At 36.1% G+C, this 14790-nt stretch carries 14 protein-coding genes and 1 riboswitch; of the genes, 2 read left to right on the top strand and 12 right to left on the bottom strand.

From position 1 onward, the window contains the following. Positions 1 to 28 precede the first annotated feature (28 nt). From D8Q48_RS04010 to D8Q48_RS04035, 6 genes are all read right to left on the bottom strand, one after another. Positions 29 to 2680, bottom strand: a complete 2652-nt coding sequence (locus tag D8Q48_RS04010; protein WP_121055512.1) for a glycosyl hydrolase — start codon at positions 2678 to 2680, stop codon at positions 29 to 31. Positions 2681 to 2850: 170 nt separating this feature from the next. Further along, the gene (locus D8Q48_RS04015) at positions 2851 to 3897 is read right to left on the bottom strand and encodes an AraC family transcriptional regulator (RefSeq protein ID WP_117989508.1); all 1047 of its coding nucleotides are present in this window, start codon (positions 3895 to 3897) and stop codon (positions 2851 to 2853) included. A 57-nt stretch (positions 3898 to 3954) separates the two neighbouring features. Continuing rightward, entirely contained in the window at positions 3955 to 5307 is a 1353-nt protein-coding gene (locus D8Q48_RS04020) for an MATE family efflux transporter (RefSeq protein ID WP_243116218.1), read from the bottom strand. Between the two features lie 53 nt (positions 5308 to 5360). Continuing rightward, positions 5361 to 6287 (bottom strand): membrane dipeptidase, encoded by a 927-nt coding sequence (locus D8Q48_RS04025; RefSeq protein ID WP_121055516.1) that lies wholly within the window; start codon positions 6285 to 6287, stop codon positions 5361 to 5363. Between the two features lie 115 nt (positions 6288 to 6402). Then, positions 6403 to 7287 carry a 4-hydroxy-tetrahydrodipicolinate synthase gene (gene dapA / locus D8Q48_RS04030; protein ID WP_121055518.1) on the bottom strand — a complete coding sequence of 295 codons (885 nt, stop codon included), beginning with the start codon at positions 7285 to 7287 and terminating at the stop codon, positions 6403 to 6405. A 143-nt stretch (positions 7288 to 7430) separates the two neighbouring features. Further along, positions 7431 to 7605, bottom strand: a riboswitch (Lysine riboswitch). Positions 7606 to 7703: 98 nt separating this feature from the next. Further along, positions 7704 to 8729 carry an aromatic acid exporter family protein gene (locus D8Q48_RS04035; protein WP_330514308.1) on the bottom strand — a complete coding sequence of 342 codons (1026 nt, stop codon included), beginning with the start codon at positions 8727 to 8729 and terminating at the stop codon, positions 7704 to 7706. Between the two features lie 337 nt (positions 8730 to 9066). Here D8Q48_RS04035 and D8Q48_RS04040 point away from each other — a divergent pair, with 337 nt between their 5' ends. Next, positions 9067 to 9345 (top strand): type II toxin-antitoxin system HicB family antitoxin, encoded by a 279-nt coding sequence (locus D8Q48_RS04040; RefSeq protein ID WP_022074802.1) that lies wholly within the window; start codon positions 9067 to 9069, stop codon positions 9343 to 9345. Between the two features lie 87 nt (positions 9346 to 9432). On the opposite strand, the gene D8Q48_RS04045 is transcribed toward D8Q48_RS04040, so the two are convergent. From D8Q48_RS04045 to D8Q48_RS17865, 6 genes are all read right to left on the bottom strand, one after another. Beyond that, positions 9433 to 10422 (bottom strand): DUF3878 family protein, encoded by a 990-nt coding sequence (locus tag D8Q48_RS04045; protein ID WP_117989503.1) that lies wholly within the window; start codon positions 10420 to 10422, stop codon positions 9433 to 9435. A 231-nt stretch (positions 10423 to 10653) separates the two neighbouring features. After that, positions 10654 to 11478 (bottom strand): hypothetical protein, encoded by an 825-nt coding sequence (locus tag D8Q48_RS04050; RefSeq protein WP_118687732.1) that lies wholly within the window; start codon positions 11476 to 11478, stop codon positions 10654 to 10656. A gap of 251 nt (positions 11479 to 11729) precedes the next feature. After that, positions 11730 to 11852, bottom strand: a complete 123-nt coding sequence (locus tag D8Q48_RS17765; protein WP_279230727.1) for a hypothetical protein — start codon at positions 11850 to 11852, stop codon at positions 11730 to 11732. 90 nt (positions 11853 to 11942) lie between these two features. Beyond that, positions 11943 to 13058, bottom strand: coding sequence for a hypothetical protein (locus tag D8Q48_RS04055; RefSeq protein WP_121055520.1), 1116 nt, complete (start codon positions 13056 to 13058; stop codon positions 11943 to 11945). Positions 13059 to 13321: 263 nt separating this feature from the next. Continuing rightward, positions 13322 to 13849, bottom strand: a complete 528-nt coding sequence (locus tag D8Q48_RS04060; RefSeq protein WP_121055522.1) for a hypothetical protein — start codon at positions 13847 to 13849, stop codon at positions 13322 to 13324. A gap of 74 nt (positions 13850 to 13923) precedes the next feature. Then, positions 13924 to 14079: a transposon-encoded TnpW family protein gene (locus D8Q48_RS17865; protein ID WP_121055586.1), complete on the bottom strand. Its 156-nt coding sequence runs from the start codon at positions 14077 to 14079 to the stop codon at positions 13924 to 13926. 341 nt (positions 14080 to 14420) lie between these two features. Between D8Q48_RS17865 and D8Q48_RS04070 the strand changes: the two genes are divergently transcribed. Further along, complete coding sequence (locus D8Q48_RS04070; RefSeq protein ID WP_117989500.1) at positions 14421 to 14750, top strand: PTS lactose/cellobiose transporter subunit IIA; 330 nt, start codon at positions 14421 to 14423, stop codon at positions 14748 to 14750. Positions 14751 to 14790 lie beyond the last annotated feature (40 nt).

A 14790-nucleotide genomic window follows, 5' to 3' on the forward strand; every position in this document is an offset into this window, starting at 1 on the left:
TATAGCGATTCTCCCGGCTTTTGAAAAGTTATTTTTCATTGTAGAAAATCTTTACTTCTCCATACATTCCTGTCGGTTCGAGTGTTTCATGATTGAAATCAAATGGTGGTCTCATACCTTTTAACTGCTCTCTTGCAGGTGTTGTAGCTACTTCAATCACAATGTTATTCTTACCTGCCTGCAAAGATTCTGTGATATCCATCTGATATGGTGGGCGGATACATTTTCCAACTTCCTGTCCATTTACCACAACTTTCATTACCTCATACACATGCTCTGCGTACAGATAAGCCTCGGCTGGTGCTGTATCCAATTCAACCTCGGATTCATAGCGGATCACACCTGAGAATGTCGGATCTTTGAATGAAATCGGCTCCAGTGTTTCTACCTGTTCTGTTTCTCCAAAGTTCGGATATTCGATTGCTCTTACTTTGCCCACATTCCATGATGCAAATTCAACCTGTTTTTCACATTCATTTCTCTGCTGTGCAAATGATCTGTGTAAGTTTTCCACTACCTCTCCCTCTGTTTCGACAAGCACTGCGATTTCTCCCGGCTCTAATTCTAATGAAACTTTTGTAGCCTTCTGGTCTTTCAGGATTGTCGAATCATTTTCTACACTTCTGTACTCCTGTTTCCATGCATCATAATACTTCACTTTATATTCCAGTGGAAGTGTCACATGTCCTGTAAATTTATCCTCTGCTGATTCATTTAAGAATACAAACAGATTCTTTCCATCTTTTACATAATGACAGAAACTCAAATCTTTAAACTCTGTATCTACAGCAATGTCAAACATGTCTTTATTCTTCAACTCTGCTGAAAGGGAAGCAAGTTTCACTACTTCACAGGATGCAAGTGCTTCCAAATTGTTACCATTAACTGTTCGATCTGGCAGCTTATCTACAAAGATAACTGGGAATTCTGCATGTTCCTTTACAAATTCTACGAAATCTACTGCAATCTGCTCTGTATATGGAACAACCAATGCTTCAAACTTCATTCCGTTCATATACAATACATTGTTTTCCACTTTTCCGTTGTAATCTTTCAGATTTGTCAACATATCTCTGCTCACAATGTTGAAATCAATCTGATGCTCTAAAAGTTCTCTGCAGACTTTCTGCATTGGCATATGCTCGCCAGCCCAGTCAGCTTCACCATCGTACAAAACTGCAACGGATGCTACATGCAAACCATTACTTAGTAATTTGCACATTCTGTCTCCATATTTCATTAATTCTGCAAAATAAGGAAACTGCGGGTTATTTCCTCTTGCATAGAAATGAGGCGGACAATCAATATCTGGGTATTCTGCCATTGAAAATGCATGTGGAACCAGATAATTGATACCTTTTACCAACAGATGATCCAGTAAATATTTCATATCACGGACGCCGAATTTCCATCCGTATGCTCCGAACAGCTCACACATTGTTCTTCCTTTTTTCTTTGGATCCAATTGCCCACATGAAGCTCCCAGTTTTCCCAATGCGTAGTGGAAAAATTCCCCGTCAATATCTGTCATTTGTTTACGAGTCTGTGTCGGTGCCCCGTAAATAATCTGACCTCCAATCACATCAATACCTGCCATATCCTGCCCTGCCATTGCCCGGAAATAATGTGCAGCTCCCATACCCAGTCTGCTGTGTGTTCCATTATCCTCAACAACATGTCCGATATATTCTACTCCATGTGCTTTGCACCAGTTACCTAACTGTTCACTAAAGTTTTTCTGATATAATTTTGAGACAAAGTCCATATAATCAAAGCGAATCTGCAATTGTTTCTCTTTTTCTTCTGTCTCTTCAAATAAATATGGAAGATAGTTTACATACTTCGTACCATATTTTTCTTCCAGCATCTGCTGTAGTTCATCACTCCATGGCAATGGCATCTTTGGCTTTCCTAGTTTTGCATCAAAGCAGACTTCTTTGATATTTCCAAACTGTGGTTCATCTGAAAAGAACCCTGCGATTGTCTTGCCAAATTCCTCTTTATATTGTTTATAATGTGGCTCATAAACTGCCTCTATCTGTGTGCTTGCAGATTCTCTGTCGATCATATTGATATAAGTATCATTTCCGCCATCTGTTTTTGTTTTATAAATGACATGCACGCGCCACTGTCCTTTTGGCAATTCGAAATTTACATAATTGCCTTCCACTTTATCTGTCAAATCAATCGTCTCTTCATGGAATAAATGCCCATTAGCACATCGGATTGCAACAACCGCAAGAATTTTATTGTTTGCCCGTTCTTCCATATCTACCGGATTTCCGATTTCCCAGTATCCAATTGTCGGGCGAAGCATTCTACTTACATCCAATGTCTGATATCCACCACTTCCAAATACATCTGCAACAGTTGTTGTGATATATGTTTTTTTACGCTCTGGATATTTCTCTGCTATCAAGCCATTTGCATATCCTGTCGGAAAATGTTTATCGTCCAGAATCCATATTTGCATTCCATATTTTTTTGCTTCGGCAATGACGATATCCATATCATGCCACCAGCCTTCTTTACAAAATTCATCGTGCGGGCGTGCTTCCACGCAAATTGCTTTAATCCCACACTCATGAATTTTCTCAATCTCTGTTTTCAGAATACTCTCATCTTCACCACGCATCCACAAAAAAGGGAAAATATGATTTTCTTCTACTCGATTACTCATATACTTAAACCTCCTGATTTTTAACTTTGTTTACGTCTTTATCTAGGATGAATTATACTTGAATCTATTTCGAAAAAAATGTATATATTTTCCCTTTCCAATGTAAATTTATGACCTTTTCAGTGTATATTCACGTTAATTCATGTACATTTGCGTCTAAATCTATGTTTCTATATTAACCTGTGATTTCTACGATACATATCCGGTGTCATATCATATTCTTTTTTAAATTTCTTACTAAAATGACTGTAATCAAAACAGCCGACTTCCTGACTGATTTCTGATAATGATTTATCCGTTGTACTCAACATCTCTGCTGCACATTTCATTTGCAATGAATTTACAAGTACCCCAAAAGTCTTACCTGTATACTTTTTCAGCATCCTGCTCATATAAGACTCACTATAATTAAAAAATTCTGCAACATTTTTCAATGTCACTTTATTATAATTCACAGAAATATATCCTAATACTGCAACAACATTTTCATCTGGCTTTCTATCAAGTGGCTTTGAAACCTGTGCAAGCATTTCATAATTTCGGATAATATGAATGAATAGCTGTCGCACATAAAGCTCCAAACTTTGTCTGTACGCATACCTTTTCTCTGTTATTTCCTGAAACATATGCTCGTATACCAGTTTAATCCATTCATCCTGTCCTGTCGGAAAAATAATATATGGACTGACGCTTTTTCCATATAATATATTTTCAAAAAAATCCGCAAGCAAATGTTTTTCTTTAACCATTGCCAAGAAAGATTCATCCAATTGTTTCTTACTCATCAAAATATTTAGCACAATGCTTTCGTCATCAAGTGCCGTAATCGTATGCATCGATTCTGGTGCAAGAATACATAGATCTCCTTCCTTCATTTCAAATGCCTGGTTTTCCACATAATGCGTACATTTTCCACTATATACATACGCAATCTCTACAAAGGAATGATTATGCAATATCGGATAGGAATAGCGACTATGTCTAACCATATTGATTTCAGCGTTTTCTGTTGTTTTCTCCACATCCACAACTGTAATCCCATGATGGTCCTTTGAATATTTCGTATACAGATCTTCCTCTATCTGCAATTGAGGATGCTCTTTCATAAGTTTCTGATAGGTTGCATATTGCATCGGAACTGATAATATTTCTCTATACTGACCTTGGTATAATTTTTTTAAAAATTTTTCCTGCTCTGTTAATTCTTTGAAATCCATCTGTTTATCTCCTGCAATTATGTTTATCTTCCTTCATATTTCCTTTTTCTTCTTCCTCTATGCATCATCCCTTGTCAGTTTTCGAATCCAATTTCCATAATGAGATTCTAAAAATGCCGGGACGCATTTGAAAATCTGATCTGCATTCAAACAGCATACAACAACCGCCGGTGATGCCTTTACAACAAAAGCCATGAAAAGAGATAATGGAATAACAATTCCCCATATGCTGATCAAATCCATTTTAACAACAAACATCGTATTGCCACCGCCTCTAATGATCCCATTATTAGTTGGCATCTGGTAAGACATTCCTACATAAACAACGCTTAATATAATTAGAAATGTGTTTGTCATCTCCATTGTCTCCTGCTTCAAATCATACAAGGACAAGAATGGAACACGGAGGAAGAATAACGCAATTCCGGAACATACACCAATGACAATAAACAATCTCTGTAATCTTTTCGCATAGCTTTTTACCCGTTCGATGTCTCCCACTCCGATTGCTTTTCCTATAATAATTGATGCCGTTGATGCTGCTCCGACCGCTGTGGATTTCATTAACAAAAACAAGGTCGATGCCGCACTGTTTGCTGCGATTGCTGTCGCCGTCATATGACCGAGAATTGCTGTCTGTAAGGCAGTATTCACTCCCCACAATCCTTGTGTAAATACCATTGGAGCGGTAATTTTCGTATAGTCTTTTGCTAACTGCTTATCCAGTGAAAAATAATCCGATAATCTTATCTGTAATTTCTTATCTTTCTTCTTGATATAGAAAATTAGTACAATGATTTCCATAATTCGTGCAGTCAAAGTACCGATTGCTGCTCCGACAATTCCAAGCTCCGGTGCCCCAAAATGCCCGAAAATCAATACATAGTTGATTCCGCAATTTACAAAGAATGTCATCACAGATAACTGAAATGCTATCTTCACTGTCTCGACACTTCGCATTGTTGCCAGTAGTATCTGCGTAATTGCAAAAAACAAATATGTAAATCGAATTACGTTTAAATAACTCACTCCTGCTTCAATAATCGGTCCATCTGTTGTAAATATACCAACTGCCTGATATGGGAAGAAACTCACCAGCCCAAACAATACAACTGCAATAAAAATTGCTGCATACATCGCTATAGCTGCAATCTTCTTCATCGGTCCGGTCTGCTTCTTCCCCCAATACTGACTACAGAAAATAACCAAACCATCTCCCAAAGCTAATAAGAGCTGCTGATAAACAAATTGTATCTGATTTACTGCTGCCGCCCCTGATAATGCGGTTTCACTGTATGCCCCAAGCATTACGTTATCCGCCAGATTGACGCTGATTGTAATGATATTCTGTAATACCAGTGCCACATATATGTTGAAAAAATTTTTATAAAAACCTTTTTGCTGATTCAAAATTATCCCTTCATTCCTTTTTGTTCTTTATATCTCTTTTTACACTATTCCAATCACAGATTCCTACCAATAAACGCCCTCGCATTTTCAAAAAACACTTTCTCGGTCAGTTTCTCTCCAAATCCATGCTCCAACATTGCCTTTCTCAAAACAGGCATCGACTGTACCCCTTGTATACCATCCGGGAATTCTCCGCTGCATCCGTCAAAATCTCCGCCTAACACAAGTACATCTTCGCCACCCAGATTCAGCACAGCATCCATATGTCTTATAATCGCTTCGACATCTTCTGTTCCACCGACAAAATTCCGATAGTAATTCATTCCGATCAATCCCTTTCTTCGAATCAATTCCTGAATCTGTTCTTTCTTTAGATTTCTCGGATGATTACACAATGCTCGTACATTAGAATGCGATGCTATAATTGGTTTGTCCGTCATCTGGAATAAATCTTCTCCCCCTCTATCTGATAAATGTGAAATATCCAGAACAATTCCTTGTTGTAGCAAGAATTTCACGATATCCCGTCCTCTATCCGTCAATCCTTGTGCCTGATTCATAGCCGCACCGCAGGCATATTCATTTTCATAATTCCATGATAATAGAACAAATAAGAAACCAAGTTCACGAATCCGTTCTATGTCTTCCCCCATAATTGATACATCTTCAACTGATAAAAATGCGGCAGCTTTTCCATTCTGGTGCGCATCTTCCATTTCCTTTGCCGATGTGCACAACCGAATTTTATTTTCTGCTTTTTGCAATAATTCTATTGCTTTCTCATAGCTCTTACGAAAAACACTGCTTTCCGTTCCGGGCAAAATCTCTTTTCTATTCTTCCAGATTGCAAAAATCTGCGTGTACGTATCTGCAAATTTTTCTATACGCTGTAAATCTATATCGCAAGTATTTTTTTCCAGACTTTCTCCTTCTTTGATAACCTGTGTCAATGTATCTGCATGACAATCAAAATATTTCATCTTATACTCTCCATTCTAAAATCTGAAAAAGGCAGACACATCCTGGTGCCTGCCTCGTTTTCTCACATTTCTTTTTTGATGACTCACAATATGCTGTGTCAGTCAACCTCTGTTCTTACAGAATTCCAAACTCCTGCATTGCTTTCTTCAACTGTTCTTTGTGCTGTGGCTCCAGTTCTGTCAACGGAGCTCTAAGTGGTCCGCATTCTTTACCAAGCATATTCATAGCTGCTTTTACCGGAATCGGATTCACTTCACAGAATAAGGCATCACACAGTGGAAGTGCCTTTAACTGCATCTGACATGCTTCTGCTGTACTTCCTGATAAATATTTGTAAACCATATCATGAACATATGTCGGTGCCACATTTGACAATACTGAGATTACACCGATTCCTCCTAATGAAAGAAGTGGCACAACCTGATCATCATTTCCAGAATATAAATCTACATTACCATCACATAAATGCATAATCTGTGCTACATTACCGATATCCCCAGATGCCTCTTTGATTCCGACAATATTCTCTACATTCTTTACAAGATGCGCAACTGTTGCCGGCTGGATTGAACAACCTGTACGGCTTGGTACATTATAGAGAATGATTGGAGCTTTCGCTTCCTGTGCAATAGCTGTATAATGTGCGATCAGCCCATTCTGTGTTGCCTTATTATAATATGGTGTTACTAAAAGAAGTCCGTCAGCACCTGCTTCAGACGCCTCTTTAGACAGCTGAACTGCTGTTGCTGTACAATTAGAACCTGTTCCTGCGATAACCGGGATTCTGTGGTTTACTCTCTCAATTGCAAATTTAATCACATCAAGATGTTCCTGCTCTGTCATAGTAGCAGACTCTCCTGTAGTTCCACAAATAATGATGGAATCTGTCTCGTTAGCAATCTGCTCTTCCAGAATCTCGTCTAATTTATCATAGTTTACTTCATAATTATCCTTCATCGGTGTAATAAGTGCTACACCTGCGCCTTTAAAAATTGCCACTTCTTTGTCCTCCTAAATCTTCAACATTGTTGTTACCCTGACGGATTACCTTATATTACTTTGCACGCCACTTATATATGTATATGCATCGCAACATAAAAAGAAACGGCAAGATGCGCCGTTCTAAAATATACATATTGTATATATCAGATAGCTCCCCATCCTGCGATGACAGTCGTGTCGTTCTTCACGCCACGCCCAAGTGATATAGCTCCAGGTTATTCCATATCCTTTCGGCATCTTCTCCTTTTTGATGACTTCTTCTGTCCCTGTCCATCCGACATCATACTCATAAAAAATGCAACCTCTATCTACGTTTCCTAATTAACAATAAAAGTGTAACACTGCCGCCATTTCTTGTCAAGGAAACGACGGCATATATTCATTTTCATTTTTCTTTTTTTACTGAATTCTTGTTATTTTCCTTGATTCCAGTAACGCTGTTTCTGTTTGTCATCTAAACTGTTGACAAAACGTTTTTTATATATAAGGAAGTCTTCCAAATCCATCAAAATATGATACAACATTGCCTGACTTTCAAAATCTTCTCTGGTAGTCGGAAGTTTATCTTCCTTAATATGTTGAAAAATTTCTTTTAATTTGTCCATCTGCGCTGTCGGCTCATTTCGCTCTGTTACATACTCCATCATATATAATACATATTCTGAAATAATCAATGCCTGCTGAGGCATCTTTCGGATTCTCTTCATCTCATAATGCAAGTTATGTATGGTATTGCATTGTTTCATCCGCATCTCAAAATAATTAATATAATATTCCGGATGTGACTGAAATGTATTGTCCTGATATTCATAAGCATCATCAATAAATACATGAATCTGTGATTCCAATTCACGAATTGCTGCCCAAATATCATACTGCATTTCTTTATCCGCAAGATAAGCCGCAATTGCTCCCAGTATCATCTGCATTCTATTCTCTGTATAACGCATGTTTCGCACAAGGTCTTTACGTTGTCCTGCATAATCATAAAACAGATTTAATACTACCGCTACTGTAATTCCTATTAGAACTAACATAAATTCATTAAATACAAAACTTGCTTCAAAATCTCGCTTTGCCATAAAATGCATACCTATCACTGCATTTACCGATATTGTAGCCTTCCATCCAAATTCTTCTGAGACAATTACTATTAAAAATATATAAATACCATATGCCAGCCATTCTGATTGAATCTGGGTAAATACAACCCATGCAAGCACTGATGATACTAAAAACGTCACCAGACGAAACCAGGATAGTTTCACCGTTTCCCATTTTGTTGTAACCAATGTCAGCAAAGCAATACTTCCCGCTGAAATTGCATATTCTAAATTTAATACTTCTGCAACATAAATTGCAGCACTGCTTCCTATTGCAATCTTAATTGCCTGCAGCAATCGTTTTTTCTGCTGCTTCTTTTTCATCAATTTTTTCAATTATATTATCCCCGTTTATTACCTCCCCAAATCTTTGCCCTGCATCTATCTTATCTTGTATTTTTTTACTTTGTCAATTCTTCCTTTTGCAATTTGCACAAAATCGGAAATTTTCACAAATCTCTTTATTTATTATTGGTTGCTTTTCATAGAAATCAAAAGTGAACAGTAACCAGAAGCATTTTTACATAAAAGGCTTCAACTGACTCCTTGCTGTTTTCGTCATCCTATTATATACTAATATGGTGGTTTTATCAGATGAGCATTACTTTCAAAGCAATTTAGAATAACATCTGATTTACAACTTGAGATAGACTGAAAAGAAGGAGGAAAAGTCATGAAATTCATATATCCAGCTGTTTTTCATCAGACAGAATCCGGCGGTTATAAAGCATACTTCCCAGATTTGGAATGTTGTACTGCAGAAGGTGATACACTTTTCGATGTACTTGATAATGCTAATGCAGCAGCAAGAGACTGGCTTACAGTAGAGCTTGAAGAGGAAAACGTTCAACTTCCACCTGTATCTGATGAGAGCGATATCACTCTGAAAGAGAATGAATTTGTTCGTAATATTTTAGTAAATATCCGATTCTATGAAGGATGGGACGAATAAGATATTCATTACACGGCATAATAAAAAAGCATGTTTCGATTATTTTAAGTAGCGCAATGCTATTTTCCCAATCGAGACATGCTATTTTTAATTATTTATCTCTTTGATTTTTACAATCCGGTTCTTTCGCTTCGACCGCCATTCCATCAAATATACCTTATACCTAAGTGAATCTCTTGATGTTATAAATGGTTCTTCCCGCACTATATCCGCCTTGATTCCCTGTTCCTTTAGTTTTCTCTGTTCTTGTTTTGCACGTTCCAAAAGAATTCTGTGTTCTTTTTCTTCTTTCTCATCAAATCTTCTCTCCGGATAATCTGACGCAGCTTTTGTCAATTCTTCCGTTAAAAGATCAACCACTTCAGCGTGTACATTTTTATGGAGCATATTCGCTATCCACCGCGTTACCCACCTCCAAGAATGTTTCTTATAAAACGACAGAATACGTTGCAGTGATTTATCTTCTGTCTGCTTTGCAAATTCCATCATCACACAAATTGCATTTTCTGATGGCATCCATGGATTTTCTTTTGGTACAATATACTTCTCCGGAACTGCAGGATAGCAACAGTAATTTAATGGCGGAAACTCTGCAAGATTGGCTAATTTTAATTCTGCCGCATTGCAGTACACTTCTCCCAGATAATCTCGTTTGTCTCTTAAAATCGCAAGTCGGTATTCTAGCTGGCGAAGGTATTCATATCCTTCTACCCAGAAATGACCAACCTTTCCATAATCATACAAATGTGTCTCTAAAACAATATCTGCAAAGAACAAAGTACATACGGTGTCACCTTGATAAACCACCAATACAAATTCTTCCTTCTCTGTGTCGGGATTCTGATGTATTGAAAGTGACGCCTCTACATCTCCTTCATACTCTTTCTGATACAGCCCTGTTATTCTTGCTTGTTCAAATACCAGAAAGCTCTCCACTGCGTCATTCATTAAATAAACTGCCTTTAATTTTCCATCTATTACCTGATCGGACATTAATTCAAATTGTCCTTGTTCTAATAAATCTTCTAATTTAAGAATCGTATCGGAGATTTCAAATTTATTATTCTCGGTAATCATTTTGTAATCCTCTCGTTTATATGTTATGATGTAAATGCGTTTCCTTTAGGTAGATTGGTCGATAGTTTTTTGACAACTCTATTTTACCATAAATCTAAAGGAGATATTTTATTTTCACACAAAAAATGCTACACTTTAATCTGTCTATTACTGGTGGATGATTCGTGCTTAGCTTTAATAGTAAAGAACACTATTTGTATTACTTATTCTCTATTTTTTCATACATACCCTCTATCTACTAAAAAGTATTGCATGAATTCTGGTATAATCTGGAAAATCTAAATTCACATAACGTACATTTGAATTCCAACCATCGGCAACCATTACAGTATTAACTATATTGTTAGTACTAACATTTTTCAGTTGCATATAGCCTTCTGCAGTCATTTGATGCCCCTCCTGTTCTCCATTAGATCTATAGATAGCAACAGATAAATTTGCAATATTTCCAGAGTTAATGCAATTTTTAAATGTTTCGATTGTAGGATTTGCAATTATAGATGAGCTTAATGAGACGCCTCTTCTTGCACCGAACGTTACAAATCCTATAGGTGACTTCGTGTAATCAGTACTTCCTAATATAATGCCATTTTGAACAGCATATTGTGATGTGCCTGTTAAATCCCATAGTTCGATATACTCAGAACTTATAGTACTTGAGTTTCCAGTAACACAGCCGTAGAACATTGCACAATGATACAAAACAGTTATAGCGCATGCATAGCGTCCAACTTGTTCGTCATAATAACTTCTAGGAAACGCTATGAATTGAGATACATGACCAATATCGATTACGGTATAGGTAGGATAAATATTATCTATGAAAATATCCGACCATGTACTTGGATTGGTTCCTCTTGCGCTTTCCGAAGTGACAGGTATATCTATTATTTCATTTGATTTTGTGATTAATTCATCATCTGAAATTTCTACGCCATAAGTTAAAGCATCTAATTTGTAAACTTTGGAAGTGTTCAATGAACGTGTATTACATTCTTGATAGCAAATAGAATAGAGACTAATAGAATTTTCTTCAAATGAATATTCACAAATCAAAAATTGTCCTTGTTTCTTTTATTTCTCATTTTCACGCCCAAACCAGAAGGCCTCGCAAGCACCAGCTTTATCCAATGCTCAAAGCACTTCTGTTATGCCTATAAATTCGGTATCGTCACCTTTAATATAAATATAGCAAAAAGAAGAACTGTTGTCTTTGTTGAATTTCTATATATATTTCATGGATGAATTAAGCATATTGCATAATAGTGCTTTAATAATAAATATTATGGTTAAATAGTGTACACTTTTCAGAAATTCAGAGCACTTAATTCTGATATTTCCATTTTATGATTCTTGCCAAAACGGACAAAAAGCCCCGGAGTTTGCGCCTCCGGAGCTTTTGCTGTGTCAAGCATGGACACCTTTTTCATGAAATCTCCTCCGAATACCGATTTCTCAGTTTCAAAAATCAGAATTTGACTGTATCATTTTGTTCATCAAATTTATTATTCATAAGGTGTCTATTTTGATCCTAAGAAGAAATGAATTTTAGGTCTTGTATATTCATCAAACTGATCTTCTGTCTCTGTATCAAATGAACAAGACAAACTGATAGGCGCATCCTGATCATAGAAACGGAAACTCTTATAAAATGTCCCATTTAGAAATTCATCTTTAAATTGTTGTGGAATAGCCTGATAAGATAAAATCTCAGGATTAGATACGGATACATTTAAATTCTCAAAAGACTTTTGTAATGTCGCAAAATCTTTTTCTGCCTGCATTAAATTCTCTTCTAAACTCTTATTAATATCCACACCTTCTACATATGAGATATTGGTGATAGTACCACTATTATTGACTTGAACATGAACATAACAATCAGTAGCACCTGAATCTCTTAAATATCCCATAACAGTATAACTTGATCTACTACGTGATTCATTTGGATTGTCTGCATGTACTCTTACACATACAGGTTCTAATGCCTTTTTTACTATTTCTACTTGTTTTGCAGAAGCTGCAATTCTTTGATCCATTGCCTGCTTTCCTTTTATATATTGAGGTATATAAGTACCGACTACAATAAGTATTGGGATAACTGCAAAGACAATGAGTTGTTTTTTTATATCAGGAATAGGGATTCTATAAGCATGTGCCATGTTCTCGGCATTACTTCCTGCTTCAGATAACATATCTATAGATGTAGAGACTGTACTTACTGCACCAGCCACCTGCATAGCACTTCCTATATTCTTTGCAGTATCATTATCACTTTCTTTAAGGAATCGACCAACAGCTTGTGACGCCAAAGCAGCAGATACCTCTTTAGAATAATCTGTTTCTGACTGTTTCACATTTAATCTACCTATAAGAGATTTCCATTTCTTACCGTTCATTCCAAACTTAGGGGCAAGTGCACAGAAGCAGAATATAACAACATATATAATGACAAATCCTAATGCAGTAAACATCCCTGTAGGCTGAAAACCTTTGTTTTGGAATACTAAATCATCTATCATCTCTAATGGTACTATTAATGCACATTGTACAAATGAAAAGATGAGTGCAACCACTGCAATCTTTGGATATATACAATATCTTTGAATCATTTTTTTCTCTTTATCGTTGATCATGGATATCACCTCTGTTTCTAGTATAACTTATTTTTGAATGAAAAAAGAGCGATATTTTGCTCTTACTATATTTGTTTCTTAACTAAAAGGAAATTACGAATATTTTGATGTTTAATACCATACTCAAGTTTGATTGTATCATGGTTCATCCTTGACCCGTTAGAGGGCAACGCATTTAATCCGAACAGCTCATTTAAAATAATATTATTCCTTTACAATTCTACAAACTTGAAGTTGTCTGATTAGCAATTATCTTTTGCAATTTATAACTGCATCAAAAAGAATACCAGTACACTCGAGAGTATTGTTACTGTCCCCATTATGATAAACATCATGGAAGTAAAACTTTTTGAAATTGGTCTATCAACATAACACTTTTTAGGATTGTTTGGATTATAATAAACTGTCATCTTACTGTTGATAGGCCACAACTGCTCCGCAAATTGACGCAAATTTGCAATAGCTCCAGTTTTTACATGTAGCCATCCTTTTTCATCTTCATAGACTTCTGATTTCATCGGTACAGGTACTCCTGATAGTTGCGTTGTTATAATTCCTCGAAATTTTTTCTTTGCTTTATAACAAGTTCCATTCACAAAGTACTCAACGATTGGGTACACTCTTCCATTTTCAGGAAACCCATATTGTTTAACAATACCGTCTGTCTTTTTTGTACACAATTTATTCTGTCTTTTTACAATGATATTGAAAGTAACTCCTAGTAGAACTAATATTACACCAAGACCTCCAACTGTCATCAATTCTAACCATGCAATTTGCATTTTAGCCATAGTTTCATCACCTCAACTTCCGATTTGTTACTCACATGATATCATATTTTTTCTTCAATTACATTCACATAATTTTAATACACTGCCATTCGGCTTGCTTCTGTAACCAGCATCCGGTTAATCTTTTCCTGCATGGTTTTCTTTGCCTCTTCGTTGAAATGATAACGGACAATATATACTGTCTGCCCGTTCTTCTTTGTAAAAAACCTGTCTTTTGCTTGGCTGAAGATTCTGAGAGATTATTTAAAAGCAAAGTAGGTTATTAACAGTTAAATTTAAATTATAAAAATCATATAAGTAGATATTGAGCTTTATAAGATATTAGACTAGAATATTATTGAAAGCAATTTGATACTTTGAGTAAATTTTATTCTATTTATGAATTTTCAAAAATTATAGGCGTATCTGCTCAGACATTCTGATGATACGTATCTCTCGTTCTTACGAGAAAAATAATAGAAAGGGGAAAGTTACTGCAAAACCAATAATGTAATCAAAAGCATACTCGTTGAAGTAGAAATGAAACATAGAAGTTTATAACTTTTTATAAGTTTTCAGTAACGATACAAACATGGAAGAACTTGAACTTGTCTGTTTTCAGCTTATTACTTTTGCAGGTGAAGCAAAAAGTGCCTATATGAATGCAATTCAAAAGGCAAAGCTGGGATGTTATGAAGAGGCAGAAAACCTGATTCAAGAAGGAAATGCAGCTTTTTTGAATGCACATAAGGTTCATGCAGAACTGATTCAAAAAGAAGCAGCTGAAGAAGAAAATATAGTACCTAATATTTTGTTGATTCATGCAGAAGATCAGTTGATGGGAACTGAAACATGTAAAATTATGGTTGGTGAGCTAATTGATGCATACAAACGTATCGATGCATTAGAGAAAAAGTATTAAAATCGGCAATTTTAGAAATCAAATGGCAAGGTGAATATGC

Origin of the sequence: Ruminococcus sp. B05 (assembly GCF_003628495.1) — a bacterium.
Taxonomy (GTDB): Bacteria; Bacillota; Clostridia; order Lachnospirales; family Lachnospiraceae; genus Schaedlerella; species Schaedlerella hominis.

Excerpts from the sequence above, each read along its gene's own strand:
- D8Q48_RS04055 (WP_121055520.1), bottom strand. The coding sequence starts at position 13,058 with ATGATCAACGATAAAGAGAAAAAAATGATTCAAAGATATTGTATATAT.
- D8Q48_RS04060 (WP_121055522.1), bottom strand. The coding sequence starts at position 13,849 with ATGGCTAAAATGCAAATTGCATGGTTAGAATTGATGACAGTTGGAGGT.
- D8Q48_RS04010 (WP_121055512.1), bottom strand. The coding sequence starts at position 2,680 with ATGAGTAATCGAGTAGAAGAAAATCATATTTTCCCTTTTTTGTGGATG.
- D8Q48_RS04045 (WP_117989503.1), bottom strand. The coding sequence starts at position 10,422 with ATGATTACCGAGAATAATAAATTTGAAATCTCCGATACGATTCTTAAA.
- D8Q48_RS04040 (WP_022074802.1), top strand. The coding sequence starts at position 9,067 with ATGAAATTCATATATCCAGCTGTTTTTCATCAGACAGAATCCGGCGGT.
- D8Q48_RS17765 (WP_279230727.1), bottom strand. The coding sequence starts at position 11,852 with ATGAAAAAGGTGTCCATGCTTGACACAGCAAAAGCTCCGGAGGCGCAA.
- D8Q48_RS04070 (WP_117989500.1), top strand. The coding sequence starts at position 14,421 with ATGGAAGAACTTGAACTTGTCTGTTTTCAGCTTATTACTTTTGCAGGT.
- D8Q48_RS04015 (WP_117989508.1), bottom strand. The coding sequence starts at position 3,897 with ATGGATTTCAAAGAATTAACAGAGCAGGAAAAATTTTTAAAAAAATTA.
- D8Q48_RS04025 (WP_121055516.1), bottom strand. The coding sequence starts at position 6,287 with ATGAAATATTTTGATTGTCATGCAGATACATTGACACAGGTTATCAAA.